Source organism: Nocardia sp. CY41, from assembly GCF_009829325.1.
GTDB lineage: Bacteria > Actinomycetota > Actinomycetes > Mycobacteriales > Mycobacteriaceae > Nocardia.
This window is the reverse complement of the sequence record NZ_VUOS01000015.1, coordinates 151,492-176,804: the sequence shown is the minus strand read 5'-3', so window position 1 is coordinate 176,804 and position 25,313 is coordinate 151,492. Positions and strand designations below refer to the sequence as shown.

Annotated in this window: 20 protein-coding genes; 10 read left to right on the top strand and 10 right to left on the bottom strand. The window is 69.8% G+C overall.

Translation table 11 applies throughout. The features are described from left to right. Positions 1 to 42: 42 nt before the first annotated feature. From GVY64_RS18575 to GVY64_RS18560, 4 genes are read right to left on the bottom strand one after another with little or no spacing between them, the layout of a single operon-like run. A complete protein-coding gene (locus GVY64_RS18575; protein ID WP_159843056.1) occupies positions 43 to 1,719 on the bottom strand; it encodes an ABC transporter ATP-binding protein in 1,677 nt (558 codons plus the stop codon). Then, positions 1,716 to 2,537 carry an ABC transporter permease gene (locus tag GVY64_RS18570; protein WP_159843054.1) on the bottom strand — a complete coding sequence of 274 codons (822 nt, stop codon included), beginning with the start codon at positions 2,535 to 2,537 and terminating at the stop codon, positions 1,716 to 1,718. Before GVY64_RS18570 ends, GVY64_RS18575 begins: the two co-directional genes overlap by 4 nt. Beyond that, on the bottom strand, positions 2,534 to 3,463 hold the full coding sequence (locus GVY64_RS18565) for an ABC transporter permease (RefSeq protein ID WP_236566946.1): 930 nt from the start codon (positions 3,461 to 3,463) through the stop codon (positions 2,534 to 2,536). The genes GVY64_RS18570 and GVY64_RS18565 overlap by 4 nt, the downstream gene beginning before the upstream one ends. Beyond that, positions 3,460 to 4,977, bottom strand: coding sequence for an ABC transporter substrate-binding protein (locus GVY64_RS18560; protein WP_159843052.1), 1,518 nt, complete (start codon positions 4,975 to 4,977; stop codon positions 3,460 to 3,462). Before GVY64_RS18560 ends, GVY64_RS18565 begins: the two co-directional genes overlap by 4 nt. A gap of 320 nt (positions 4,978 to 5,297) precedes the next feature. On the opposite strand from GVY64_RS18560, the gene GVY64_RS18555 reads away from it, so the two are divergent. From GVY64_RS18555 to GVY64_RS18525, 7 genes are all read left to right on the top strand, one after another. After that, entirely contained in the window at positions 5,298 to 6,455 is a 1,158-nt protein-coding gene (locus GVY64_RS18555; protein ID WP_159843050.1) for a TauD/TfdA family dioxygenase, read from the top strand. Then, positions 6,427 to 7,437 carry an ornithine cyclodeaminase family protein gene (locus GVY64_RS18550; protein ID WP_195086108.1) on the top strand — a complete coding sequence of 337 codons (1,011 nt, stop codon included), beginning with the start codon at positions 6,427 to 6,429 and terminating at the stop codon, positions 7,435 to 7,437. Before GVY64_RS18555 ends, GVY64_RS18550 begins: the two co-directional genes overlap by 29 nt. 16 nt (positions 7,438 to 7,453) lie before the next feature. After that, positions 7,454 to 8,830 (top strand): alanine racemase, encoded by a 1,377-nt coding sequence (locus GVY64_RS18545; RefSeq protein WP_328820965.1) that lies wholly within the window; start codon positions 7,454 to 7,456, stop codon positions 8,828 to 8,830. Between the two features lie 33 nt (positions 8,831 to 8,863). Further along, positions 8,864 to 9,895, top strand: coding sequence for a PLP-dependent cysteine synthase family protein (locus tag GVY64_RS18540; protein WP_159843048.1), 1,032 nt, complete (start codon positions 8,864 to 8,866; stop codon positions 9,893 to 9,895). Between the two features lie 52 nt (positions 9,896 to 9,947). After that, complete coding sequence (locus GVY64_RS18535; protein ID WP_159843046.1) at positions 9,948 to 11,351, top strand: MATE family efflux transporter; 1,404 nt, start codon at positions 9,948 to 9,950, stop codon at positions 11,349 to 11,351. 506 nt (positions 11,352 to 11,857) lie between these two features. Continuing rightward, a complete protein-coding gene (locus tag GVY64_RS18530; protein ID WP_159843044.1) occupies positions 11,858 to 12,946 on the top strand; it encodes a glycerol dehydrogenase in 1,089 nt (362 codons plus the stop codon). Between the two features lie 129 nt (positions 12,947 to 13,075). After that, positions 13,076 to 14,062, top strand: coding sequence for a phosphodiesterase (locus GVY64_RS18525; RefSeq protein ID WP_159843042.1), 987 nt, complete (start codon positions 13,076 to 13,078; stop codon positions 14,060 to 14,062). Here GVY64_RS18525 and GVY64_RS18520 read toward each other — a convergent pair. After that, positions 14,010 to 15,473, bottom strand: a complete 1,464-nt coding sequence (locus GVY64_RS18520; protein ID WP_159843040.1) for a stealth family protein — start codon at positions 15,471 to 15,473, stop codon at positions 14,010 to 14,012. The two genes, GVY64_RS18525 and GVY64_RS18520, sit on opposite strands and share 53 nt — an antisense overlap. 503 nt (positions 15,474 to 15,976) lie before the next feature. On the opposite strand from GVY64_RS18520, the gene GVY64_RS18515 reads away from it, so the two are divergent. From GVY64_RS18515 to GVY64_RS18505, 3 genes are all read left to right on the top strand, one after another. Then, complete coding sequence (locus GVY64_RS18515) at positions 15,977 to 16,432, top strand: flavodoxin domain-containing protein (RefSeq protein WP_159843038.1); 456 nt, start codon at positions 15,977 to 15,979, stop codon at positions 16,430 to 16,432. A gap of 141 nt (positions 16,433 to 16,573) precedes the next feature. Further along, entirely contained in the window at positions 16,574 to 17,059 is a 486-nt protein-coding gene (locus tag GVY64_RS18510; protein ID WP_159843155.1) for a hypothetical protein, read from the top strand. A gap of 66 nt (positions 17,060 to 17,125) precedes the next feature. Next, a complete protein-coding gene (locus GVY64_RS18505) occupies positions 17,126 to 17,701 on the top strand; it encodes a TerD family protein (RefSeq protein ID WP_159843036.1) in 576 nt (191 codons plus the stop codon). Between the two features lie 85 nt (positions 17,702 to 17,786). Here GVY64_RS18505 and GVY64_RS18500 read toward each other — a convergent pair whose 3' ends face one another. The 5 genes from GVY64_RS18500 to GVY64_RS18480 all read right to left on the bottom strand — a co-directional run bounded on the left by GVY64_RS18500 (position 17,787) and on the right by GVY64_RS18480 (position 24,871). Beyond that, complete coding sequence (locus GVY64_RS18500; protein ID WP_159843033.1) at positions 17,787 to 18,110, bottom strand: hypothetical protein; 324 nt, start codon at positions 18,108 to 18,110, stop codon at positions 17,787 to 17,789. 45 nt (positions 18,111 to 18,155) lie between these two features. Next, positions 18,156 to 18,794 carry a MazG family protein gene (locus GVY64_RS18495; protein WP_236566968.1) on the bottom strand — a complete coding sequence of 213 codons (639 nt, stop codon included), beginning with the start codon at positions 18,792 to 18,794 and terminating at the stop codon, positions 18,156 to 18,158. A 155-nt stretch (positions 18,795 to 18,949) separates the two neighbouring features. Continuing rightward, complete coding sequence (gene mfd / locus GVY64_RS18490) at positions 18,950 to 22,561, bottom strand: transcription-repair coupling factor (protein ID WP_159843029.1); 3,612 nt, start codon at positions 22,559 to 22,561, stop codon at positions 18,950 to 18,952. 865 nt (positions 22,562 to 23,426) lie between these two features. Next, positions 23,427 to 24,074 carry a TetR/AcrR family transcriptional regulator gene (locus GVY64_RS18485; protein WP_159843027.1) on the bottom strand — a complete coding sequence of 216 codons (648 nt, stop codon included), beginning with the start codon at positions 24,072 to 24,074 and terminating at the stop codon, positions 23,427 to 23,429. 182 nt (positions 24,075 to 24,256) lie between these two features. Continuing rightward, a complete protein-coding gene (locus GVY64_RS18480; protein WP_159843152.1) occupies positions 24,257 to 24,871 on the bottom strand; it encodes a TetR/AcrR family transcriptional regulator in 615 nt (204 codons plus the stop codon). Positions 24,872 to 25,313 lie beyond the last annotated feature (442 nt).

Below are 25,313 nucleotides of genomic sequence, written 5' to 3'. Positions count from 1 at the left end.
ACTGCGTGTCGGGTGCGCACCCGGCTGCGCGCCGTTCGCGGTTCAGACGAGCAGTTCGCTGGTCGCGTTGTGCATCGGCGCGGCGAGAACCGTTTCGGTGTCACCTGTTTCGACGATGCGACCCTGATCGAGAACGAGCAGCGCAGGGCAGTATTCGGCTACCAAGGCCATGTCGTGGGTGATGATCAGCAGGGCGGTTCCGCGTTCGGTGCGAATCCGGTCCAGCAGCGCCATGATCGCCGCCGCGGTGTTGTGGTCCAGTGCCGAGGTGATCTCGTCGCACAGCAGCACGGCGGGTTCGGCGGCGAGGGCGCGGGCCAAGGCCACGCGCTGGCGCTGGCCGCCGGACAGCTCGTGCGGGTAGCGGGCGGCCAGGTCGGCGGACAGCTCGACAGCGGCGAGGAGTTCGGTGATCCGCGGCGCGAGATCCCGGCGCGCGACGCGCCCGATCCGCCGCAGCGGGCGGCCGACTGCCTGCGCCACTGTGCGGCGGGGGTTGAGCGCGGACCTCGGATTCTGGGTGACCAGTTGTATCCCGCCCGCGCCGTATCGGATTCGCCGGTCCGCACCCACGGTGATCGCGGTCCCGCCCAGTTCGAGTGCACCGGTCGCCGAACCGTGCAATCCCGCGATGACGCGCGCCAAGGTGGTCTTGCCCGCGCCAGACGCGCCGACCACCGCGAGCGCAGAGCCCGCTTCGAGCGCGAGGTCGATATCGGCGAGCACCCGGTGTCCGTCGATCGAGGCGCTGATTCCTCTGGCCCGCAGCACCACATCACCGCGCGGCCGGTCGTCTGCGGCCGGAACTCTGCCTGCCGAGCCGTTTCGCGCCCGGTCGGAGTCAGGGCGCGCCTGCCGGGCACCGCTCGCTGCCACCACAGGCTCGGCCGGTTCACCGGCTGCCGGGACATCGGCCGAGTCGGCGGTCGTCCCGCTCGCGGATGGGCCTGCAGAGGCCTTCCCCGACAGACCATTCACCGGAACCGGATGGACGGACGCCGGAAGGATCGCGCCGAGTTCGACGATGTCGTCGGCGATCGAGTGCACGAGGGCGGTGTCGTGCCCGGACAGCAGGATCGCCGCCGACCGCTCGCGGGCCAGCGCCGCGAGCTGCCCGGCGATATCGGTGCGCAGCGCGCCGTGCAGCCCGGCGAGCGGCTCGTCGAGCACCAGCACGCCGGTCCGGCGGATCAGCGCCCTGGCGAGGGCGACGCGGCGCTGCTGACCGCCGGACAGTTCACCGGGGCGGCGGCGCAGATAGTCCGGCGACAGACCGACCGACGCGAGCGTGTCGATCAGGGTGGACTCGGGCGCCCGCGGCGCGACCTCGCGCAGCAGTGCGCGCACGCGCAGCAGCGGGTTCAGCGCCGAACCCGGGTCCTGCCCGACGTAGGCGATGTGCCGACGCCGGAAGCGATGCAGCGCCGCACGATCGAGCGCGAAGACTTCGTGTCCGGCGACCGACACCGAACCCGTCGCGCGCGCCGCGGCCGACGGCAGCTGCCCGAGCAGGGCGCGCATGACCGTGGATTTGCCCGACCCGGACGGACCGGTGAGTGCCGTGACCGTGCCCGCCGGAATCCGGAATGTCACCGGTCCGGCCAATTCCCGTCCGTCCGGACTCAGTACGGTCAGACCCTCGACCGCGACGAGGTCGTGCCCGGCGCACGCAGCCGCCTCCCCCGTCCGGCTTTCCCATTTGACGACGTGCGCGTTCATTCTCGCTCCCCTCGCCCGAACGCCGACACCGCCAGGTTCACGCTCACCGCGACGATCGTGATCGCGAGGCTCGGAGCCAGCACCGCCCAGGGATTGAGCAGCATGCCGGAGGCGTTCTCGCGCACCATGACCGCCCAGTTGCTCGCGCCCAGTGTCGTCGGTAGTTGCAGGAACGACGCCGTGCTCACGAGGTACACCCCGGCCACGAAACGCAACCCGAGCTGAGTCGTCGTCACCGCGCGCAGATTCGGAATCACCTCACGGAACACGAGATGCCCGAGCGACTCACCCGCGGCTCGGGCGCTCTCGACATATCCGGAGGCCGCGACACCGGCGGCGGCGGCCGTGAAGATGCGCGCGCAATAGGGGACGCCGAACAGCAACGCCAGCACGATCAGCCCCGCGATGCCCGCGTCCGGCCAGGAGGTCAGCACGAGCAGGATCCCCAGCACCGCGGGCAGCAGGATGAACAGGTCGGTACCCAGTTCGATCCACGCGCCGATCCGCGGGCGCAGCGCCGCGACCGTGCCGAGGACACACGACAATCCGGTCACCAGCACGGCGATGATCGCGGCGACGAGCAGCAAACCCCACCCGCCGTAGAGCAGGTGGCTGAGCACGTCACGGCCGAGCCGGTCGGTGCCCAGCGGCGCGCCCGCGCCGGGAGCGCCGAACGGGATGCCGATCGCCTCCTCGGCCGGATGCGGGGCCAGCGTCGGCCCTGCCGCCGCCAGCAGTGTGACCAGCAGCGCGGGCGCGACCGTCAGCCGGCCGAGCCGTCGCCGCGCCCGCCTCGCGACCTGCGTGGCGGCGTTCATCGCCGCCCCCGCAGCGACCAGGTGCGGATACCGTCAGCGACCGCGAGCACGACCATGATGACCACCCCGGACAGCGCGACGACCGCGGCGACCACCGAAGTGTCGCGATCGGCCACCGAACCGGCCAGAACCGCACCGAGACCCGGGTAGTTGAAGACCGTCTCCACCACCAGCGCCCCGCCGAGCAGCATCCCCACCGTGGTGGCGAAGCTGGCGACGATCGTCGGCAACGCGAACGGCAGCACATGCCGCACCAGCACCGCGCCGCTCGAAAGACCGTCCAGCACGGCGCTTTCCACATGGGGAGCGAGCGCGGCGTCGGCCAGGGCCGCGCGCACCACCCTGGTGTTCCACCCGATCTGGGGCAACGCGAGCGCGAACACCGGCAGCACCAGCATTTCCGGTCCGGCGGGCATCCCCGAGCGGCCGGTGATGGTCACCGCGGGCAACCAGCCCAGCGCCAATGCGAACACCAGGATCAGCACGGTGGCGATCACGAATTCGGGAACGGCCACCGCGGTGGTCGTCGTCGGCTGCAACACGCGCGCGGCCACGCTGCCCGGTCGCGTAGCCCACCACGCGCCGAGCGCGAGCGAGGCCAGCACCGTCACCGCGAGCGCGAGCCCACCGAGCAGCAGCGTCGGCGGGAATTTGTCTACCAGCAGGTCGTTGACCGGCCGTCCGCGCGCGGTGCGCCCGAAATCGCCGGTGGCGACACCCGATATCCACTGCCAGAACCGAACCGCCAGCGGCCGGTCCAGGCCGAGTTCGTGTTCTTTGGCCGCGATCTGCTCCGGCGCGGCCTCCCGGCCGAGGACCGCGCGGGCGGTGCTGCCCGGCAGCAGGTCCACGGCGACGAAGACACAGGCCAGCAGCGTCACCAGCAGGATGACGCGCCGCAGCAGGAGTCGCGCGAACGAGATCACCCGGCCAGCCAGGCCTTCTCCAGCTGGACCCGGGCGAATCCGCCGAGCGTGGGCAGGTCGCGCACCCGGGCGGCGGCGATGTCGATGCCGTCGGCCATGCCCCAGACCAGGTAACCGCCGCGCTCGTACTGGATGCGCTGCAATTCCTGCGCGGCCTGCCGGTATTCCTCGTCGCTGTGCGCGGCGAGCGCCTTGGCCGTGGCCGCGTCGAACGCCGCGTCCTTGAAGCCGGTCTCGTTGCGGTTCGAACCGCTGGACAGCAGTTTGCTCGCGAAGAACAGCGTGGAATCGTTGGTGCCCCACGAGATCGTGTACAGCGGCGCCTTCAGCCAGGTCTGGTCGTAGAAGGCGTTCGGCTCCTGGGTGAGGACTTCCAGCCGGACGCCGATCTCGGCGAGCTGGGTGGCGATCACCTTGGCCGATTCGACCTCGCCGGGCGCCTCGGCCTTGGTGACGAGCGGGTAGCCGCGTCCGGTGTCGAAATTCGCCTCGCGCAGCAGCGCCTTCGCGCGGTCCACGTCGCGGGTGCGCTGAGCGAGGGAGGTGTCGTAGAGCGGATCGCCGGTGCCGAGGATGTCGTTGGCGATCGTTCCGTATCCGGAATGCACCTGGTTGACAAGGGCTTTGCGGTCGACACCGAGCCGAAGGGCAGTGCGCACCCGCGCGTCGGCGAACGGCCCGTCGGAGGTACGCATGGCGACGCCGACGACCGTGTCGTTCGGGCGGCGCACGACCGTCAGGTCGCCGCGCCCGTCGGCCGTGCGGCCCGCGATCGCGCCGACGTTCGAGGCCAGGTCGATCTGCCCGCCGAGCACCGCGTTGCCCAGCGCGGTCACGCTTTCGAACATGGTGACCTCGATGGCGTCCAGCGGCGGCGGCCCGCCGTGCCACCGCTCGTTGCGCACCAGCCGGGCGTTGCCGCCCTGATAGGACTCCAACCGGAACGGTCCGCTGCCGACCGCGCCGGTGAAGTCGGTGGTGTCCTTCTTGGCGGTGAAGGTCATCAACCGGACCAGCAGCGGCAGTTGGGTATTCGGCTCGGGCACGGCCAGGACCACCCGGTTCGGCCCATCGGCGGTGATGTCCTCCACTGCCACCGGCATCTTCGAGGCGCCGCCGACCGTGCGCAGCCTGCGCAGCGACCACACGACGTCCTCGGAGGTCACCGGTGACCCGTCGTGGAAGGTCGCGTTCTCGGCCAGGGTGAAGCTCCAGCGCCGTCGATCGGCATCGGGCTCCCAGCGAGTCGCCAGGCGCGGCAAGACATTCGGGTTTCCACCTGGCACCGTGAGCGCGTCGTAGACCAAGGACGTGATCAGGAAATCGCTGTCGTTGCTGAGGTTGGCGTGCGGGTCCCGTTCGATGCGTGCCGTGGTGCCCAGCGCGCCGACCCGCAGCGTGCCGCCACGCCGCGCCGGTCCGGACGTGTCGCCGCCGTCGGAACACGCGGCGGCCAGCAGCACCGCTCCCGCCCCGAGACTCGACCGCAGCAGTTGCCGTCGATTCATAACCATTGCGCTGCCCCTCTTCCTGAACCGAATCCATCGCGGTACCGCGCGCACAGTGCGATCAGGACAGGCTAGCCTAATCCGTCGCGCGACTCGCCGATACCAGCACCGAAACGGCAGCGTAAGGGCGCATTTCCCGCAAACTTGCCGACCGGCCTCGAGCTCGCCCGCGGACCGCCGCATTCACCCGATCCGAAGTTATGCGATTCTGCTATATTTTCTTCGACTCGCTTAGGTAAGGCTTGCTTCACTATGCCCGAAGGGTTACCTTCGCATGATAACTCGTGACCCCTGCTTTTCGAACCGATGCGAAGAAGGGATACCCGGTGAAAAGCGTTCTCTCCGAACGTAAGACGCTTCACCCCCAAGATCTCGAACGACGGGAGTTGTCCCCCGGAGCCGGCCGCGCCGTGCGCGCGCTCGCCAGGGAGATCTCCGCCACACTCGATCTCGCGCTCGCCGATCCCGCCGCCGCCGCGCGCACCCTCGCCGACCCGGCGCTCATCGAACGGATCGATGCCGGCGCCGCGGCGCTGCCCGCCGAGGTGCGCCACGCCATGCGTCCGCCCGCCACCCCGGCCGGCGCGACCGTCGTAGGCCGTCTTCCCCTGACCGACAACGAGTTCGGTCCCACGCCGCCGAGCTGGCGGGAAGCGGCGCGCTGGAGCGGCGATCCGGCGCGGCGCGCGCGCTCGTACGAACTCGACCTGGTCATGCTGCTGCTCGCGCGCAGTGCCGGTGAGCCGTTCGGCTGGCAGGGTCAACAGGACGGACGTCTGGTCAACAACATCGTCCCGGCAGCCGGTCACGAGCACGAACAGTCCGGCGCCAGCAGCGCGGTGCTGCTGAGCCCGCACACCGAGGACGCCTTTCATCCGCGGCGCGCCAACCTGCTGATGCTCGGGTGTCTGCGCAATCCGGATCTGGTCGGCACCACCGTGTCGTCGGTGCGGCGCATCGAGCTGTCCGGCGCGGAGCGTGAGCTGCTCAGCACACCGACACTTCCGATCCTGCCGGACGTCTCCTACGGCACCGGACACGAAAACTACACCGCCCCACCGATTCCGACGTTGTGGAGCGCCGACGGAACCGAGGGGCAGACCCTGCGCTACGACCCGGCGTACACCCCGCTCTCCGACGCCGATCCGGAATTCCGCGCGGCCTACGCGCATCTCGCCGCCGAACTCGAACGCGTAAGCGTGACCGCCGCGCTCTTCCCCGGCGAGCTGTTGCTGGTGGACAACGACGTCGCCGTGCACGGCCGGGTGCCGTTCACCGCGCGGTACGACGGCACCGACCGGTGGCTCAAGCGAGTGAACATCCGGCTTCCGGAACGTCGGCGGCGAGCCGAGGAAGCCGACGAGAATGGCTACGGGCAACGAACCGTGGCCCCGTTCCGAACGGCGGACACCCCGCCGGTCGAGAGCGGCACTCAGGAGCGGGATGCAGTACGACATGATCGAGGACCCCTTGAGCACGCGTGACCGAAGCACACCCCTGCGGGTGTTGAGCCGCAGCGACCTCGCCGACGTGCCGATCACACCGGCCGCGGTGGTGCGCGCGGTGGAAGAGGCATATCTGGCACTGGCGGCGGGTGATTCGGACAACCCGCGCAAGCTCAGCGTCGCGAATCCGGACGGCTGGTCGGTCGCCTACGCCATGCTCGGCCGGGACGGCCGCAGGCGCGTGGTGGCGATGAAGACCTCCTACAAGTTCGACCCAGGCCACGACCGCAGCACCAAGCGGTATTACACGACCATCACGCTCTACGACGACAGCACCGGTGCGCCGATCGCGATGATGGACTGCGCACGGGTCGGCGCGCTGCGCACGCCCGCCGTGTCGGCCCTGCTGGTGCGCGAGACGATCCGCCGCGGCGCGGAGAGCGTGCTGCTGATCGGTACCGGAACTCAGGGACGCAACGCCCTACCGCATCTGCTCGCCGCGAACCCGCAGCTGCGCAAACTGATGGTGTACGGCACTCATCCCGAGGGCCTGGAAGCCGTGCACCGCGGGCTGGCCGAGCACCACCCGCACGCGCTGCTCGAGACGGTCACCGATCCGCGCGCCGCGGCGGCGACGGCCGACGTCGTGCTGGCGACGGCGGGCCCGGCGACCGAGGTCGCGCTCGAATCCGACGACCTCGCGCCGGGTTCGGTGGCGGTGCTGGTCGGTTACGGGCTCGCGCCCTCCACGCTGCACGACGCCGACCGCGTGATCGCGACCAGCGCCGAGCAGATGGCGCTGACCGGCACCGACATGGCGGGCCCCGACGGCACGCTGCGCCCGGTGGACGCCGAACTGCCGCAGATCCTGAATCGCCGTGCGGTCGCGCGCCGCTCGGACGAGGAGCGCGTCTTCGTCTACAACAGTGGACTGGTGCTGACCGACATCGCGGTCGCTCACGCGCTGGCCGAGCGGGCGATCGCCGAAGGCCGCGGCACGGAGGTGCCGCTGTGGGATTAGCGCACGGAGGTACCCGGTGGGTCTAGAACAGGCGAGTGTCGTCGTGGAGCCGGGGGCCGAGGCGAACGAGTCGATCGGCGCGGCGCCGATGCCCGCGCATCTCGACCCGTGGGAGCGCCGCCTGCTCGCGGATCCGGACCTTCTCGCAGACCTGGCTTTCGCGATGGGCGGCCCGTTCCACGTCATGTATCCGGCGCGGGTCGGTCACAACATCCGAGCCTTCCGCGCCGCGTTCACGCAGGCCGGGGTGCAGGGCACGATCTACTACGGCAAGAAGGCGAACAAAGCCGGGTGCGTCGCGCGCGCGTGCGCGGAAAACGGTGCGGGTGTCGACGTCGCCAGCGTCGGCGAGCTGACCGCGGCGCTGGCGCAGGGCGTGCGCGGCGCCGAAGTCATGGTGACCGGCCCCGCCAAGGCGGACGAACTGCTGTGGCTGGCCGCGCGGCACGGAGCGCTGATCGCGGTGGACGACCGCGGGGAGATCGACCGGCTCGCCGCGCTGACCCCCGCGAGTGAGCCCGCGCGCGTGCTGATCCGCGTGCTGCCCACGGCCTCGGCCAGCCGGTTCGGCATGACGCCTGGCGAAATCGAGGACGCACTCGCGATCCTGGGCGGGCACGATTCGATCCGGCTGGAAGGCTTCAGTTTTCACCTCTCCGGCTACGACGCGGTGGCACGGGCGGAACTGGCGGGCGAGCTGATCGCCCGCTGCCTGCACGCGCGCACGCTGGGACATCCGGCCACCACGGTCTCGATCGGCGGGGGCTTCGGGGTCGACTACGTCGCGGCGGACGCCGCGCTGGAGTTCACCGCGGGTGTGAACAGACAGTGGTTCCACTCCGGGAAGTCCTTCGATTCGTACTATCCGTACCACTTTCCCGTGCCCGGAGCGGCCATGCTCGCCCAGATTCTCGACCACGACGATCTGGCCGGACGGCTGCGGGACAACGCCGTGCGCCTGGCGATCGAACCGGGCCGCGCGCTGCTCGCGCACGCGGGATGCACCGTCTTCCGCGTGCAGGGCAGCAAGACCAGGCATGCGCACGGCCGGCCCTACCGGTTGCTCACCGTCGACGGCACCAGCCTCAGCCTCTCGGAGCAGTGGTTCGACAGCGAGTACCTGCCCGATCCGGTGCTGTGGCCGGAGCGGCCCGGCGACCCGACACCGACCAGCGTCGGCGCGGCCACCTGTCTGGATTCCGACATGCTGAGCTGGCGGCGCGTACCGCTGCCCCGCGCCGCCGCGGTCGGCGACCTGCTGATCTACCCGAATACCGCTGGCTACCAGATGGATTCGAACGAGTCCGCCTTCCATGAACTGCCCATCCCACCGAAAGTCGTGCTGCACGACGCGCCCGGCGACCGCTTCCGCTGGACCCGCGACGGCAACTGACCCGACTTCCCCGACCCGAAACAGGAGACATCAATGCCGCTCGTCACGCGCGTGACGGATCTGATCGGCCGCACGCCGCTGTTCGAGCTCGCGGCCACCACGACCGGCACCCGCCTGCTGCTCAAACTGGAGCAGTTCAACCCGACCGGCGCGGCCAAGATCAGGATGGCGCGCGAAATGGTGCTCGACGCCGAGCGGCGCGGTTTGCTGCGCAGTGGCGGACATATCATCGAATCCACGTCCGGCAACACCGGGCTCGGCCTCGCGGTAGTTGCCGCCGAACGTGGGTATCGCTTCACCGCAGTGGTCGACCATCACGCATGTAAGGACAAACTGCGCGCGATGCGGGCAATGGGTGCGGAACTGGTGTACGTCGCCGACGAGGGCGACGACAACCTCGCCACCTCGGCACGGGAGGACCTGGCCGAGGCGATGGCGGCCGAGCGGGACGACGCGTTCTTCACCGAGCAGCACAACAACGACGCCAACGCGGTGGGCTACTACCCGGTGGCGGAAGAGTTGCTGGAAGACGTCGAGCGGGTCGACATCCTGCTGTCCGCCGTCGGCACCGGAGGTTCGCTGTTCGGCACCGCGACCCGGCTGCGGCAGCTGGGTTGCACTCCCTACGTGATCGGTGTGGAGCCGGTCGGCTCGATCGCCTTCGGCGGCCCGGGCGGCCCGTACTGGCAGTCGGGCACCGGCACCCCGCCGGGCGCCACCATCGGCACCGCCGTCGACTACTCCTTGCTGGACGAGGGCGTGAAGGTCACCGATGTGGCGGCCTTCGCGACCGCCCGCGCGGTGGCCGCCGAACTGGGCCTGATGATCGGCGGGTCGGCGGGCGGGTCGGTGTACGCCGCGCTCACCCGGCTCGAGGAGTTTCCGCCGGGCTCCACCGTGGTCACCATCGTGTGCGACGGCGGAGAGAAGTACCTGGACACGGTGTTCGACGACGACTGGATGACCGAGCGCGACCTGCTCGACCCCGGCACCGAACGCGAGGTCGCCGTGCTGCTGCGGCGCTACGCGCCCGCCGCCCGCAACGCACTGGTGCAGGCGCGGTGAGGTCCGGTCGCCCGCGTAAGACGACGCTCTCGCCCTCTGCGAAGGAGAACCGGTGATCGTGACGAGTTTCCGCGGCGACGGCGGGCGGCTCACCGCGCTCGCGACGCCGATCGCGTTGACCCAGCTGGCCCAGATAGCGGTCTCGACCACCAACATCGCGCTGATGGGCACGCTCGGCGTGCGCCAGGTGGCCGCGGGCGGGCTGGCGATCGTGCTGTTCAACCAGATCCGCACCATGTGCGTCGGACTGATCACCGCCAGCGGCAACCAGATCGCCACCGCGGTGAGCGCGGCGGGCAAGCGCGGTGACTCGCCGGATCCGGAGATCCGTGACCTGCTGCGCTCGAGCTTCGCGATCGCCACGGTCGCCGGTCTGCTCGGCGGCGCGATGCTGATCGGGCTCGGCTGGATGCTGCCCTGGCTCGGGCAGGACCCGGGCGTGCTCGCCGACGCCCGTCCGCTGATGGTGGCGCTCGCGCCCGGTCTGCTGCCCTGCCTGTGGTTCCAGGTCCTGCGCCAGTACACGGTCGGCATGCAGCGCCCGCAGGCGCTGTTGCTGGTCACGCTCGGCTCGGTGGTGCTCAACCTGGTCCTGGCGTTCGGCCTCATCCACGGCAAGGGCGGGCTGCCCGCGCTCGGGCTGACCGGCATCGGGGTCGCGACCTCGCTGGTCTTCCTGATCACCTTCGGCGTGTTCTGGGCGATGGTGTGGCACGACGACGAACTCGGCCGCATCCTGCCCAAGACCCCCCTGCCGGTACGGCTCACCACCGTGCGCGCCGAGTTGCGGCTCGGCACGCCGATCGCGCTCACCTACGGCTCCGAAGCCGGCATGTTCTCGGTGCTCGCGCTGGTCATGGGCAGCATCGGCCCGGCGGCGCTGGCGGCGCACAACGTCGTCTACCAGATCATCTACATCGTCTTCCAAGTGGCGATCGGTCTCTCGCACGGTGCGTCGATCCTGGTCAGCCACGCGGTCGCGCGGGACGAGCACGCGCACGCCCGCGCGCTGGCCTGGCTGGCGCTGCGGCACGCCGCGGTGATCGCGGCGGTGACGGGCACGATCTACGTGCTCGCGCCCGATCTGGTGCTGCGGCCTTTCCTGGATTCCTCGGATGCCGACACCATCCGCCTCGCGCACACTCTGCTGCTGATCGGCATCGTGTTGCAGTTCTTCGACGCCGCGCAGAACATCGGCACCGGCCTGTTGCGCGGGCTGAAGGCGACCAACGCCGGCTTCCGGCTCTCGCTGATCGGCTATTGGGGCGTCGGCCTGCCCGTCGCCCTGCTGCTGGCCTACCCGGCCGGGCTCGGCGCGGCCGGCGTCTGGTGGGGCCTGACCGCGGGCTTGGCCACCACCGCGATCCTCATGCTGCGCCGCTACTTCGCGTTGCTCGGCGAGCGGGATCGCGACCGGCCCCGCCTGCTCCCGGAGACCCTTACCACCCAGAGCTGATCGGGTCCCGATCGCGCGGTGCGGTGCTCGGGCCGGGGCACTCCCAATCGCCCCGGCCCCGGGCAACCGGCGGTAGGTCGAATCCCCTTCGGTGCGCGACGGGCGCTTTCCCGTCTCGAGACTGCCCCGGGCAACCGGCTGTAGGTCGAATCCCCTCCGTACGCGACGGGCGCTTTCCCGTCTCGAGACTGCCCTGGACACCGCCGCGAGAGGTCGGACGGCCGAGAGCGCATCGCACCATCCGATGGGAGGCTCGAAACCCTGGTAAGTCCGTGGCGGCGACGTTGCGCGGGAGTTCGCGATCGCACGTTCCGGCACCGGCGGTCCCGGACGCCGGAACTCAGTCGGAGTCCGCTCCAGCACTGCCGAACGACGCGACGCGCACGCAGCGGGGATGCGCGGCGAGTTCGTAGATCACCGCCGTGGAAAACGGGGCATCACGTAGCGTTGAAGGGTCGTCGGTCGGGCTGAGAGCGTGCGCGCGGCCCGGGATCGGGAGGTGCCGGATGCTCAGCGTGTTCTCCTCGCCAGGGCATTACGTGCAGGGCCGGGACGCCACAGCCGCGCTCGGCGCGGAGATGACGCGGCTCGGCATCGGGGGTCCGGTGCTCATCGTGGCCGGGTCCAGCGCCTTCCGGCTGCTCGCCGACACCTGGGAGCGCTCGCTGACCGACGCGAAGATCGCCTATTCGATCCATCTGTCCGGCGGCGAATGCAGCCGGGCGGAGATCGCGCGGATCGCCCACGCCGTCGAGGAGACCGGCAGCACGGTCGTGCTCGGCGCCGGCGGCGGCAAAGTGCTCGACGCGGCGCGCGCGGTCGCCGACGATCTCGACCTGCCGATGATCAGCTGCCCGAGCACCGCCTCCAGCGACGCGCCGTGCAGCGCGCTGTCGGTGATCTACACCGATGCGGGCGAGTTCGAGGCGTATCAGCTGGTCCGGCGGAATCCGGCGCTGGTGCTGGTGGACACCTCGGTGGTCGCGCGGGCGCCCGCCCGGCTGCTCGCCGCGGGGATGGGCGACGCGCTCGCCACCTGGTTCGAGGCGCGCACATGCAGCGCCGCGCAGGTGCGCAACATGCGCGGCGGGGCCTCCACGCGCAGCGCCACCGCGCTGGCCGAACTCTGTTACCGCACGCTGCTGGCCGACGGCGCGCAGGCGCTGAGCGCCGTCCGCACGCACAGCGTCACACCGGCGCTGGAGCGCGTCGTGGAGGCCAACACCCTGTTGTCCGGGCTCGGCTTCGAATCGTCGGGGCTGGCCGCGGCGCACGCCGTGCACAACGGTCTCACCGCCGCCGCGCGGACGCGCCCCTTCCTGCACGGCGAGAAGGTCGCCTTCGGCACCGTCACCCAACTGGTGCTCGAGGGCGCGCCCACGTCGGAGATCGCTACGGTGCTCGATTTCTGCGCCGCGGTGGGCTTGCCGACCACGCTCGCCGCGCTCGGGCTGCCCGATGCCGACGAGGAGACGCTGAGGGCCATCGCGACCCGGGCGACCGCCCCGGGCGAGACCATCCACAACGAACCCTTCGCGGTGGACGCCGTGATGGTCGTGGACGCCCTGCGCGCCGCCGATGCGCTCGGCCGGTGACGAATCCCACACCCGCTGCCGTTTCCCCAGCGTCCGACACCGAAACCTCACCTTCCCGCAAGCGTGTCTTCACCAACCGTCGGGAAACCTGTCCGTAACCGACGCTATCGTGGCGACGGAGTCAAGCCAATGGCGGCAACCCGCCAGGAGGGATTCGGTCCGGTGTCCATCACCAGAGTCGCGGAGTATCCGCGTCCGGATCACGTGTTGTTCCACTTCAGCGACACACATCTCATCGCGGGCGACGACCCCCTGTACGGCGATGTCGACGCCGACCTGCGGTTACGACAACTGCTCGAACAGGCTGCGGCGAGCCGGATCCAGCCGACCGCGATAGTGTTCACCGGCGACCTCACCGATCGCGGTGAGCCCGCCGCCTACGCCAAGCTGAAGTCGATCGTCGAACCATTCGCCAGAAGTTTGCGGGCCCCGATCGTGTGGGTCACCGGCAATCATGACGACCGCGCCGCTCTGCGCGCCCGCCTGCTCGGCGAGTACCCCACCGCTTCCCCGCTGGATCGGGTGCATCTGATCGACGGGCTGCGCATCGTCGCCCTGGACACCTCCGTCCCCGGCCACCACTACGGCGAGATCTCCGACGACCAGTTGGAGTGGCTGCGCTCGGTGCTGGCCGAACCCGCCCCGTTCGGCACCATCCTGGCCATGCACCACCCGCCGGTGCCGTGCGTGGTCGACCTCGCCGTCACCGTGGAGCTGCGCGATCAGCGCCGACTGGCCGACGTGCTGGACGGCAGCGACGTGCGCGCGATCCTCGCCGGGCATCTGCACTTCTCCACCAGCGCGACGTTCGCGGGCATCCCGGTCTCGGTGGCCTCGGCCACCTGCTACAGCCAGGATCTCGGCGTGGCGCAGGGCGGCCTGCGCGGTCGCGACGGCGCGCAGGCCTTCAATTACGTGCACATCTACCCGGACACCGTGGTGCACTCGGTGGTGCCCATCGAGCGTGGCAGCACGGTCGGCGCGCCCGCCACGCCGGAGGAGGCGCAGCGGCGGCTGACTCAGGAGGGCATCGTGATCCCGCCCGCCGCGCGCATCCCGCACGTCATGCGGCGCCCTGCGTCGACTCAGGAAGCGGACGGCGAGGCGGTGTGCTGAGCCGTTCCCACGGCGCCGCCTCGGGGTAGTACCCGGCGAGGAAATCCGATACGATCCGCACCCGTTCCGATTCGGCGACCTCCGGAAAACTGCCGTCGTTGAGGCAGAAGAAGTCGACGTCGCGATGGCGCGCCAGACCGTCCAGCAGGGACAGGCCGCTGTAGCTGGTGGTGTCCACGTACCGCACCTTCGCCGACTCCTGCGGCACGGCGCGCCCGGTCAGCATGGCGTAGTAGTGATACAGCGAGTTGGTGACCGAGATGTCGGTGGCCGCCCGGAACCGGCTCGCGCTCGTGCGCGCGAAGTCGGCGGCGAACTCCTCCTCCATCTCCAGCAGCACGCTGCGCCGCAGCGGCACGGGCGTGTGCTCCAGGTGCCGGGTGATGACGTAACCGAAACGATCGGCCAGCAACGCCCGATTGACCCGCGCCGCGTTCTCGAAACCGCTGCGCCGCTCGTTGTTGCCGCCCGGACCGATCCTGGTGTCCGCTTCGATGAACCGGCTCACGCCGCCCGAGGTGAAGAACATCGACGGACGCACCGGCCGCGCGAAGAACATGTCGTCGTTGGAGTACAGGAAGTGCTCGCTGAGCCCGTCGATGTGCTGTAACTGGCATTCCACCGCGTGCGAATTGAACACCGGCAGACCGCTGACGTCCCGGAAATGGTCCACCGCCCGCACCACGGTCACCTTCGGATGCGCGGTCAGCCAGTCCGGCGGCGTCGAGTCGGTCGCGATGAAGATCCTGCGGATCCACGGCGCGTTCTTGTGCACCGACCGCAGCGCGTACTTCAACTCGTCGATCTGCCGGATCCGGGCCTCCGCGTCGTCGCCCTCACCGACCACGACCTGGGCGAGCATCCCGGCGCGGCGGGCGCGGAATTCCGGGTCGGAGCCGTCCACCCAGGAGAACACCAGGTCGATGTCGAAGCCGACGTCGCCGGGCTGCGGCGCGAACATGTCGGCGAGGGTGGGCCAGGTCCGGTCGAACAGCCGCACTTGTGTCTGCTGGACGTCGGCGAGGTCGAAGACCGTCCGGGTCAGCGCGTTCGGGCGCGGACAGGTCACCGTGTCGCCGTGGTACTCCCACAGCTCCAGTTCGACATGATGCGCCGGATCGTGGTCGCGTCCGAGCCGGAAGACGTTGTGCCGCAATTCCGCACAGGAGAATCCGGCCGACATCGCCGCGGCGGTCACCCGGCGCACCATCGGCCGATGCGCCGCGTCGGCCGCCAGCACGAGCCGGTGCCCGCTGTCGCGCACGAGCAGGAACGGCACCTCCGCGGCCGCCAGCTCCGCGCGCAAGTAGCCGAGATCCTCGATCATCGCCGCGGACACGGCGAAGTTGCTCGCCATGGCCCGCGTCACCATTTCCACCGCCCCCGAATTCACTGCTCCCCTGTCCGTCATGACTGCCTCCACATCCGTCTGTTCACCGGTTTCCGACTGGTCCGGGGCACCGCGCCGAGCCGCGAGTCCGCCGATGCGAGACATCGGCGAGAGACGACCGCGCCCAGCGCGGTGACATTCAGACGTGGGGAAGGGAGCCGAAGCGGGCGTACGAATTGACCACCTGGCATGCAGACGACTGGTAGACCATTTCGTTTTCACCTCACTCACGGCCGGACGCGCGAAGCGTCATGGATGGAAGCGCTGCACTCGTGGCGAGAACTCGACGGCACGGGCGGCAGCCGCGGAGCCGGACAGTCATCGGCCGGCGGGAAGGTCGGCCCGGAAAACACCGGGCACCTCTAGGAATGATGCAACGCGCCGGAGATTCCGTCAATCGGCGCAGTTGAAACGGCTGCGCTCCGCTCTCTCCGCGGCGACCGAACATCCGACGACGCCACAGCACACCTGCCGCTATAGTTAGGGTAGGCTCACCATAATCGCGCGGAGAAAGGGTCGTATCGGTGCGTGTCGTCATTCTGTTCGGAACCGAGATGGGCACCGCGGAGTCCGCGGCGCACAGCATCGCCGAGGAGCTGCGCGGCGCCTACGACGTCTCGGTGCACGACATGACGGACTTCGACGTCGCGGAACTGGACGTCCGCGACTTCCACGTCGTCGTGTGCTCGACCTACGGCGACGGCGACCTGCCGACCGGCGCGGAGCCCTTCGCCGACGCGCTCGACCGCGACGCGCCGGACCTGAGTGGTCTGCGGTTCGCCGTCTTCGGACTCGGCGACACGGTGTACGGCGACACGTTCAACCGCGGCGGCGAGATCATCGCCGAGAAGCTCGCCGACCGCGGCGCCGTCCAGGTCGGCGAGCACGCGCGACATGACGCGTCGACCGAGGTCCGTGTCAAGGACATGGCGCGACAGTGGGCCGCCGGGCTCGACATCCCCGCGCTGGTCTCGGCCTGACCGGCAGCGGCCGCGGGCCGATGGTCCGCGGAGTGCGGTCCGGACAAAGCGCACAGCGCCAGCGCGCAAGGCGCACAGCACCTTAGACTGCTATCAAGCGCGGACAGCCCGCCGCGCTCGACGATCCATGAGGTGACGAAGATGGCAGCCGGAGCGAGCCCCGCCCAACGTCAGCACAACTCGACAGATCATCCCGAGCTGGACGTGCTCCCGGAGTGGCCGCTGGAGACGATCGGCGTGCTGGTGACGACCGATCCTGCGCCGCACGCGATCCCGGTGTCCTGGCCGGTGCGGGCCGGTGACCGGCGCATCCTGATCAGCCTGAAGTACGACCGCGGTTCGCTGGCCCGGCTGCGCGACCATCCCGAGGTGGCGCTGCTGATCCTGGGCGCTGGCAATGTGGCGATGTGCGCCCGGGGAACCGCGCATGTGGTCGCCGAGCAGATGCCCGGCGCCGACGACTACGTCGCCGTCCGCATCGACGTCGACGTGATCGATGATCATCGCCAGTCGGCCTTCGCGGTGGTGCAAGGCATCCAGCGCACGGTGCTCGACGACGAGAGCGAACTGCGCGCGCTGAAGGGCCGGGTCAGCACCCTGCAATCCTGGGCCGACCACCAGAACTGAAACCCGCCCGACGTTTTCCGGGCGCACGAAAGAGGCGGCACCGGTGGTGCCGCGCGGAAGGGGATCATGAGCGTCACTCTGGCCAAAGGCGGCAACGTCTCGCTGTCCAAGCAGGCGGCGAATCTCACCAAGGTGTCGGTGGGGCTCGGCTGGGACGTGCGCACCACCACCGGCGCCGACTACGACCTCGACGCCAGCGCGCTCGCCTGCGGACCGAACCTGAAAGTGCTGTCCGACCAGCACTTCATCTTCTACAACAACCTGCGCTCGCCCGAGGGCTCCATCGAGCACACCGGCGACAACCTCACCGGCGCGGGTGAAGGCGACGACGAGGTGATCAACGTCGACCTCACCGCCACGCCGCCGACCATCACCAACATCTTCTTCCCGGTGTCCATCCACGACGCCGACGCCCGCGGCCAGTCGTTCGGCCAGATCCGCAACGCCTTCATCCGCGTCGTCGACGCCGCCACCGGCGTCGAGCTGGCGCGCTACGACCTCACCGAGGACGCGTCCACCGAAACGGCCATGATCTTCGGCGAGTTGTACCGCCACAACAACGAGTGGAAGTTCCGCGCCATCGGCCAGGGCTACGCCTCCGGTCTGGCGGGCATCGCCCGGGATTACGGGGTCAACGTCTGAGGTTCTCCGGACCATCGCCGCGCGGGTCTTCCAAACGCAGAGATATCCCGGAAGACCCGCACGCAGGCTGTGCGTTTGCCCGACGTCAACCGCAGCAAACCGGGTCGTCGCACGGGTCGCCGACTTCACTGCCGTAGGCCATGAAGTGCCGCACCGGAGCCAGGACCTGCTCGACGCTGCCGGCATCCAGGGGCGGGGCGGAGCGGGGGCTCGGTCGATCCCAGCCGGGCGGCGTGTCATCGATGTCGAAACGTGGTGCGCCGTCGATGAACAAGGTCCACAGCGGGTGGTCGGGGAAACCGTTCATCCGTAGGACCCACCACTGGCCGTCGACGTGGGCGGCGACGGGGAATTTGCCGTTCCCGGTCGATTGCCAGCGCGGTCGTGCGTGCAACTCGGGATGCGGCATTCTCTCAGTGTGCCTGATCCGGGCTGCTTGTTCGGGGCACGGCCCCTACTCGTCGTCTGGCCAGAAGGCGCGCCAATCCGCCGCGGTGAGCGGAAGACGTTCGCCACGTTCCTTTTCCGCCGCGTCCTCGGCCGCGCGGATGGCGGCGGCGAAGGTGAGCGTCGCCTTGCGAAGACGTTCTTCGGCGCTGTCCGGGCCGCCCAGGTGCACCAGCAGGAGCGCCTCGGGGACGAGATCGGACGGGAGACCCGCTTTCGTGCTGCGGGAGACGATCTTCTCGGCGAGGGCCAGGGCGGGCTGGGCCATCGCGATGCCGTCCAGGCAGGAACGGCGGGACTTCTCGGCGGATTTACGCTCTTCCCAGGCGCGCTCCTGGGCGGCGATCTTCTCGGCCACCGAGGCGTGGGGATCGATCGCGGAGTCCACGAGGTGCGGGCTGCGGTTGACCAGCTTGGCGACCAGCGCTGCGGCCACGTCGTCGACGGTGAATTCGCCTGCCGCTTCGGCGATCCGGGAATGGAACAGCACTTGCAGTAGCAGATCGCCGAGTTCTTCCTTGATCGTCTCGACATCATCGTGCTGGATGGCGTCGAGCAGTTCGTAGGTTTCCTCGAGCAGATAGGGCCGCAGCGAGTCGTGGGTCTGGGTGACCTCCCACCCGCCGAAATGCCAGAGGCGATCCATGACCTCGACGGCTCCGGCCAGTCCCGCCGCGATTACCGCCGTGTCGGTGCGCGCGACCGCGGCACCGTCCGGCGCGGAACGATCCGCGCCGTCGGACGCGCGCTCGGCGGCGCGGTGCCGGGCGGCCCGCAGAACGGACTCGTCGCGAGTCGAACTCATCGCGGCGCCATCTCGGCGGCCACGGTGAGGTCGACCGCGCCCTGCGCCTTCCCGTCCAACGCCAGCAGCAGGTCGGCGACGAACTGCAGCAGCACCACGTCCCGGACGCGGTCGGACCCGACACTGTCTTCGACACGTGGCAACGGAAGTTGCACCACCCCGGACGCGGCCCGGTATCCGGCGCTCGGGTAGAGCCGCTTGAGGCGCAACTGCTTGGAATCGGGCAGGTGCAGCGGCGAGATCTTCAAGGTGGTCCCGGTGACGGCGATCTCGGTCACCTCGTACTCGCGGGCGAGCAACCGCAACTTGGCCACCGAGACCAGGCGCCCGACCTCGACGGGCAGCGGGCCGTAGCGGTCGACGAGTTCCTCCACGACCTGTGCCAGTGCCGAATCATCTTGCGCGGCGGCGAGTTTGCGGTACGCCTCCAACCGCAGCCGGTCGCTGGCGATGTAGTCGGGCGGGATGTGCGCGTCGACGGGCAGGTCGATGCGCACCTCCTTGACCTCCTCGGTGGTGATCGGCTTGCCGTCCGCGGCGGCGCGATACGCCTCGACGGCCTCGCCGACCAGCCGCACGTAGAGATCGAAGCCGACACCGGCGACGTGGCCGGACTGCTCGGCGCCGAGCACGTTGCCCGCGCCGCGAATCTCCAGGTCCTTCATCGCGACCGCCATGCCCGCGCCGAGGTCGGAGTTCTGCGAGATGGTGGCCAGCCGGTCATAGGCCGTCTCGGTGAGCGGTTTCTCCGGCGGATACAGGAAATAGGCGTACCCGCGTTCCCGGCTGCGCCCGACCCGCCCGCGCAACTGGTGCAACTGCGAGAGGCCCAGCGCGTCAGCGCGTTCCACGATCAACGTGTTGGCGTTGGAGATGTCCAGACCGGTCTCGATGATCGTGGTACACACCAGCACGTCGTATTCGCGCTGCCAGAAACCCTGCACGGTGGACTCGAGCGCGTCCTCGTTCATCTGGCCGTGCGTGACCACCACCCGCGCCTCGGGCACCAGATCGCGAATCCGCTTGGCCGCCTTGTCGATCGACGACACCCGGTTGTGCACGTAGAAGACCTGGCCGTCGCGCAGCAGTTCGCGCCGGATGGCGGCGGTGACCTGCTTGTCGTTGTAGGCGCCCACGTAGGTGAGCACCGGGTGGCGTTCCTCCGGCGGGGTCAGGATGGTCGACATCTCGCGGATCCCGGCCAGGCTCATCTCCAGGGTGCGCGGGATCGGGGTGGCCGACATCGTGAGCACGTCGACGTGCGTGCGCAGCGCCTTGATGTGCTCCTTGTGCTCCACGCCGAACCGCTGTTCCTCGTCGACCACGACCAGACCGAGGTCCTTCCAGCGCACGCCGGTCTGCAGGAGCCGATGGGTGCCGACCACGATGTCGACGCTGCCGTCGGCCATTCCCTCCAGCACGGCCCGGGCCTCGGCCGGATCGGTGAAGCGGGACAGGCCCTTCACGGTGATCGGGAAGCCCGCGACGCGCTCGGTGAACGTCTGCAGATGCTGTTGCGCCAGCAGCGTGGTCGGCACCAGTACGACGACCTGCTTGCCGTCCTGCACCGCCTTGAACGCCGCGCGCACCGCGATCTCGGTCTTGCCGTAGCCGACATCGCCGCAGACCACGCGGTCCATCGGGACCGGCTTCTCCATGTCCGACTTCACCTCGGCGATGGCGGTCATCTGGTCGACGGTCTCGGTGAACGCGAACGCGTCCTCCATCTCCTTCTGCCACGGCGTGTCCGGTCCGAAGGCGTGGCCGGGCGCCGCCTGACGGGCCGCGTACAACTGCACGAGCTCGCCCGCGATCTCGCGCACGGCCTTGCGCGCCTTGCGCTTGGTGTTGGCCCAATCCGAACCGCCGAGCTTGGACAGGCCGGGCATCTCGCCGCCGACGTAACGGGAGAGCTGGTCGAGCGACTCCATCGGGACGAACAGCCGGTCGCCGGGCTGGCCGCGCTTGCTCGGCGCGTACTCGATCACCAGGTACTCGCGGCGGGCGCCGCCGACGGTGCGCTCGATCATCTCCACGAACTTGCCGATGCCGTGCTGGTCGTGCACCACCATGTCGCCCGCGCTCAACGCGAGCGGGTCGACCTGGTTGCGGCGCTTGGCCGGCATCCGCTTGCCTTCGGCCGGCGCGGTGACCCGGTTGCCGGTGAGGTCGGATTCGGCGACGACCACCAGGCCGGCGTCCTCGAACACCAGACCGTCGTGCAGCGAGCCGCACAGCACGCCCACCACGCCCTCGTTCGGCTCGGCGCCCGTCGGCAGCACGGCGGCAGGCACGTCGGCATCCGCCAGCCGCTCCAGGATGCGCTGCGCCGTGCCGTGACCGGCGACCACCACCACGGCTCTGCCGCCGGTGGTGACGTGGGCGCGCAACGAGGCGAACAGGGTCGCCACCAGTTCGTCGGATCCGCGCGCGGCGGGGCCGGGCAGCACCCGCAGCACCACCTCGGACGAATTCCCGGAGGCCAGCGGGCTCAGCGTCCACCAGGGCAGGCCCTGCCGGTCGGCGCTGGCATGGATCTCCGACAGCGGGCGGTAGGCCGAGGCGGCCAGGTCGAGGCCGTGCCCGCCGAGCGGCGCGGCGCCGCCGAACGAGGCCGCCGTCCAGGAGGCCTCGAGGAATTCTTCGCCGGTGCGCACCAGGTCGGCGGCGCGGGTGCGAATCTTCTCCGGATCGCACAGCAGCACATGCGTTCCGTCCGGCAGCACCTCGGTGAGCAGGCACAATCGTCCCGGTTGCAGCACCGGCAACAGCGCTTCCATGCCCTCGACCGGGATGCCCTGCGACAGTTTCTCCAGCATCTCCACCAGCGCCGCGTCGGCCGCGTTGGCGACGGCGACCTCGGCGGCGCGCTCGCGCACCTCGGGGGTGAGCAGCAGTTCCCGGCACGGCGGCGCGACCACCACGTCCACCGCGACGTCCGGCAGCGAGCGCTGGTCGGCGACGGCGAACGGCCGTAGTTCGGTGACCTCGTCACCCCAGAACTCCACGCGTACCGGGTGGTCGGCCGTGGGCGGGAAGACGTCCAGGATGCCGCCGCGCACCGCGAACTCGCCGCGCTTGCCCACCATGTCGACCCGGGTGTAGGCGAACTCGACCAGCCGCACGAGCAGTTCGTCGAAGTCCAGCTCGGCGCCGACGCGCAGCACGATCGGCTCGATGTCGCCGAGCCCGCCCGCCATCGGCTGCATCAGCGACCGCACCGTGGTCACCACGACGCGCAGCGGCGCGGGGAAGTGCGGGTCGTCGGGATGGGCGATCCGGCGCAGCACCTCCAGCCTGCGCCCCACCGTGTCAGCACCGGGTGAGAGCCGTTCGTGCGGCAGCGTCTCCCAGGACGGGAACTGCGCGACCGCCGGGCCGAGTATCTCCGTCAGCTCGACGGTCAGATCGTCGGCCTCCCGCCCGGTGGCCGTGACCACCACCAGCGGCCGCTCGCCCGCCAACCGAGCCGCGACGAACGGCCGCACCGCCGACGGCGCGACCAACTCGACCGACGAGGTGCCGATCAGCTCCGTGACGGTCCGTAGGGAGGTATCGGCACCAGCCGCGGCGGCCAGTCCCGCCAGCGGCGGACGGTGGGTGGACATCGACAACTCCTGAGCGCAGGCGACACGTTTCGAGCGGCCCACCGAGTCTAGTGAAGCGAGCATCTCGTTTTCGCAGCGCCCGCACCGCGACGCGGCGGCGGTCCAGCGCCCGAGCGCCCGTCCGCACACCCCCGCCGTCGCACTTCGCGGGTGTCACCCCGCCGCGCGTTCCGGCTGACAGCGGCGGAACCAGGATCGAGCCGCACCGAGAAGCACCCGACCGGGGAAGCCTCGGCGATCCACGCCCACGCCGACCCGCACCGGGTTCCGAGGAACCGAGACAGCGCCAGCACCGTTTCGTGGCCCGACTACCGCTCATGCCCGTCAGGGAGCCGCAGTCGCCGCACGAGGAACCAGCACTTGGCGAGCACCCGGGGTAACCCACGCACGCGGCGAGCCCGAGCCCGCTCAGCCGTGCCACCGCGCGCGTCGTAGCGCGAGTTCGAACGCCAACGCGCCCGCGGCACCGCAACCACGCCGTCGGAGCGAAGCTGTTCAAGGGCGCTGCGCTCCGCCATGGGTGGGAAAGTTCTCTTTTCGTGTCAGCGGGACCGAGCACCCACCGGCCGCAGCCCGGCTCCCGTTCGACCGGCCACCACATACCCGCCGAAGAAGCAACCGGCCGCAGACCCCGACCGACAGCGAGCCACCACAACCCGCGCACCCCCTGTCAGCGAGCCACGGCACCGACGCGCCCGCCGCACCGCAACCACGACTACCGAGCGAAGCGAGACCGAGCATGCGCGTTCGCGGCCCGGCTCGCGTTCGAGCGGCCGACGCGTACGCGACGAAGGAGCAAGCGGCGGTCGCTCGAACGCGAGCCACCAGGGGCCGCGAACACGTCGCGACGTAGTCGCGACCGAAATTACGGCACGTAGCGCCGTAGCCGCCTGGCCGCGAACTCCCTGAAGTACGAGAGCTTTTCGGCCGGCACGATGGCCGGGAGCAGGAAGTACCAGGCGCGCTCCATCCGGACCGCCATCTGGTCGATGGACTCGGTGCCGACAGCGATGATGTGCACGCCCGCGGCCATCTCCTGCCACAGCAGCCCGATGACCTCCGCGTCCAGGTCGGCGATGAGGTCGCCCTGGGCGATGGCGCGCTCGGCGAGCAGCCGGTAGGTGTCGCCCCAGTTCTTGGCGATGTTGTCGCCCTGGGCGCCGCGGTAGTCGCCGATCTGGTGGGTCAGCTTCAGCATGGCGCCGACCATCGGATCGTTCATCGATAGATCGGCGACCACGTAGGTGATGCCGATGCACGCTTCCAACGCGGGCACCCTGGGATCGAAGAAGCCCTGACACGAGCTGGTCAGTCGCTCGTTGCCCTGGTCGACCACGGCGCGCGCCAGCTCTTCCTTCGAGCCGAAGTGAAAATACAAGGCGCCCTTGGTGACATTGGACTGCGCGATGATCTCGCTCAGGCTCGCATTCGCATATCCCAAGCGCAGAAAGACATCGGCAGCGCCTGCCAGGACGGAGTCGCGGGTGATCTCCGCGCGCGCTTGCCTAGCCATCAGATCCGCCTGTCATCCTAAAAACCAGCCATCCTGAAGTAGACCGACATCCCGAAGTTGACCGACTTACCGCCCGAACAGCACCCAAAGGATGGGTGAACCGTACCACCAGGCGCGCGCCCAGCAGCCAATTCGAGCATTCGACAAGACCAGTCGCGCAATTTGCTGGTTAACAATCCGGGTCACTCACCGGCGCCCGCGCGCCACTCCGAACTCAATTGCGGATCGGCCTCCAGATGGCTGAGCCCGTTCCAGCACAGGTTCACCAAGTGGGCCGCCACAACCTCTTTCGACGGTTTGCGCTCGTCCAGCCACCAGGTGGCGGCGGTGGCGACCTGGCCGACGAGCGCCTGCGCGTAGAGGGTGCTCAGGCTGGTGTCGAACCCGCGGCGTGCGAAATCTCCGGCCAGAATGTGCGCCACCTGATTGGTCGCCTCGTTGAGCAAACTGGAGTACCGGCCCTCGGCGGCGGCGGCGGGCTGATCGCGCACCAGAATTCGAAACCCGTCGGTTCGTTCTTCGATGTAGGTCAGCAGCGCCAGCGCGACCTGTTCGAGGCGGATCCGCGACCGGTTGCGGGTGAGCGAGGAGGTGATCATGTCCAGCAGCATCGACATCTCCCGGTCGACGACCACCGCGTACAGCCCCTCCTTGCCGCCGAAGTGTTCGTACACCACGGGTTTGGAGACCTGGGCGCGTTGCGCGATCTCCTCGATGGACGTCGCGTCGTAGCCGCGTTCGGCGAACAGCGCGCGCCCGATCTCGATCAGTTGCTGACGCCGCTGGGTGCCGGTCATTCGTGGCCGGGACACTCGATGCGACTCACCCGAAGACACCCCTGCTCCTCCGCCCTCTCCGCGTTGTGGCCGGTCGTGCGCGTGCCCCGACGGTTCCCTCCGAGCCGACGATCGCATGCCGTCGGCGCGTCGCGGGCGAGCCCGGCGAGTTGCCCGCGTGCGTGCCGAGCCGGCCGTCGCACCGAAGCTCCGGCGCGCGACACCGACATTCGGATACCACTGTCCCAGACCGGTCGGTGGTCCGCCCGACCGCCCCGGCGTTCCCCCACCGGAGGAATCATCACGGTCCTGGACCGGGCTCGAACACACGGTCGCATCGCCGTCGACGCGCCGGCCGACCTCCCGTCCACCTCGGAGCGGGACGCCCCGCCGGCACGGGGCGGCCCGCGCACATGTACGCGCATCACACGCTCCTCCGCTGGTCCGGCACGAATACCAGAAA

Excerpts from the sequence above, each read along its gene's own strand:
- GVY64_RS18575 (WP_159843056.1), bottom strand. The coding sequence starts at position 1,719 with ATGAACGCGCACGTCGTCAAATGGGAAAGCCGGACGGGGGAGGCGGCT.
- GVY64_RS18570 (WP_159843054.1), bottom strand. The coding sequence starts at position 2,537 with ATGAACGCCGCCACGCAGGTCGCGAGGCGGGCGCGGCGACGGCTCGGC.
- GVY64_RS18560 (WP_159843052.1), bottom strand. The coding sequence starts at position 4,977 with ATGGTTATGAATCGACGGCAACTGCTGCGGTCGAGTCTCGGGGCGGGA.
- GVY64_RS18550 (WP_195086108.1), top strand. The coding sequence starts at position 6,427 with ATGATCGAGGACCCCTTGAGCACGCGTGACCGAAGCACACCCCTGCGG.
- GVY64_RS18540 (WP_159843048.1), top strand. The coding sequence starts at position 8,864 with ATGCCGCTCGTCACGCGCGTGACGGATCTGATCGGCCGCACGCCGCTG.
- GVY64_RS18530 (WP_159843044.1), top strand. The coding sequence starts at position 11,858 with ATGCTCAGCGTGTTCTCCTCGCCAGGGCATTACGTGCAGGGCCGGGAC.
- GVY64_RS18525 (WP_159843042.1), top strand. The coding sequence starts at position 13,076 with ATGGCGGCAACCCGCCAGGAGGGATTCGGTCCGGTGTCCATCACCAGA.
- GVY64_RS18520 (WP_159843040.1), bottom strand. The coding sequence starts at position 15,473 with ATGACGGACAGGGGAGCAGTGAATTCGGGGGCGGTGGAAATGGTGACG.
- GVY64_RS18510 (WP_159843155.1), top strand. The coding sequence starts at position 16,574 with ATGGCAGCCGGAGCGAGCCCCGCCCAACGTCAGCACAACTCGACAGAT.
- GVY64_RS18505 (WP_159843036.1), top strand. The coding sequence starts at position 17,126 with ATGAGCGTCACTCTGGCCAAAGGCGGCAACGTCTCGCTGTCCAAGCAG.
- GVY64_RS18500 (WP_159843033.1), bottom strand. The coding sequence starts at position 18,110 with ATGCCGCATCCCGAGTTGCACGCACGACCGCGCTGGCAATCGACCGGG.
- GVY64_RS18495 (WP_236566968.1), bottom strand. The coding sequence starts at position 18,794 with ATGGATCGCCTCTGGCATTTCGGCGGGTGGGAGGTCACCCAGACCCAC.
- mfd (WP_159843029.1), bottom strand. The coding sequence starts at position 22,561 with ATGTCCACCCACCGTCCGCCGCTGGCGGGACTGGCCGCCGCGGCTGGT.
- GVY64_RS18485 (WP_159843027.1), bottom strand. The coding sequence starts at position 24,074 with ATGGCTAGGCAAGCGCGCGCGGAGATCACCCGCGACTCCGTCCTGGCA.
- GVY64_RS18480 (WP_159843152.1), bottom strand. The coding sequence starts at position 24,871 with ATGACCGGCACCCAGCGGCGTCAGCAACTGATCGAGATCGGGCGCGCG.